1 protein-coding gene is annotated in these 732 nt (G+C 57.5%); it reads left to right on the top strand.

The window, feature by feature from the left end:
• Nucleotides 1–425, top strand: a 425-nt coding sequence (locus AX703_RS07335) for a transposase (protein WP_156451953.1), incomplete at its 5' end; no start/stop codon positions are given.
• Nucleotides 426–732: the final 307 nt, after the last annotated feature.

Here is a 732-nt window from a genome sequence, read left to right as displayed (position 1 = left end):
AGTCTACCTTCCCATGCCGAGAGAAAGCGGTTCGCCTTGAGCAGCTGAAGGGCATTGGTCCGAACAGCGCGGCAATGTTGGTTGCAGAGGTTTTCTGCCGAAAGTTCGAAAGCCGACGACACGTCGCGGCCTTCCTTGGGTTAGCTCCGGCGCCCTTCGCCAGCGGCGACGTGTCGCGTGATCAGGGCATCAGCAAAGCCGGTAACCGAAGCACACGTGTGCAGATGGTGGAGCTTGCGTGGTGTTGGTTGAAATATCAGCCAAGTAGCGAACTGACCGTTTGGTATCGCAACCGGTTCAAAGGCAACGGCGCTCGCGCGGCAAAGGTGGGGATCGTTGCGCTCGCCCGAAAATTGTTAATCGCGCTTTGGCGCTTTGCGGAGACCGGTCTGGTCCCTCAAGGTGCCGAGCTCCGCGCCGCCTGATGCTTATGTTGCAACAGGCTCGATAAGGCGACGCGGATTGGTGTGATGTGTGACCGGGAAAGTTGATGGCGCCTGAAAACGCCCAGTAGTAGTTTGGTCCGCATCCGCCTTTGCTCGATCCGGGGATGTGAATACGGATTATGGTACGCGGCCACGGCCTCGACCGGATACAAGTCTATGCACGGATAGTGCATCAGCTGACCTCGGAACTAATGAAGCCAATCCTTGAGCATTGCGTGTGGGGGCCCCCAACCCGTCAACAGAAGGAACCGTTCAATGCGAACTTGACAAGGCCCGGATCATACAA

Source organism: Novosphingobium sp. CCH12-A3 (assembly GCF_001556015.1).
Lineage (GTDB): Bacteria > Pseudomonadota > Alphaproteobacteria > Sphingomonadales > Sphingomonadaceae > Novosphingobium > Novosphingobium subterraneum.
This window is presented reverse-complemented; position numbering and strand designations above follow the sequence as displayed.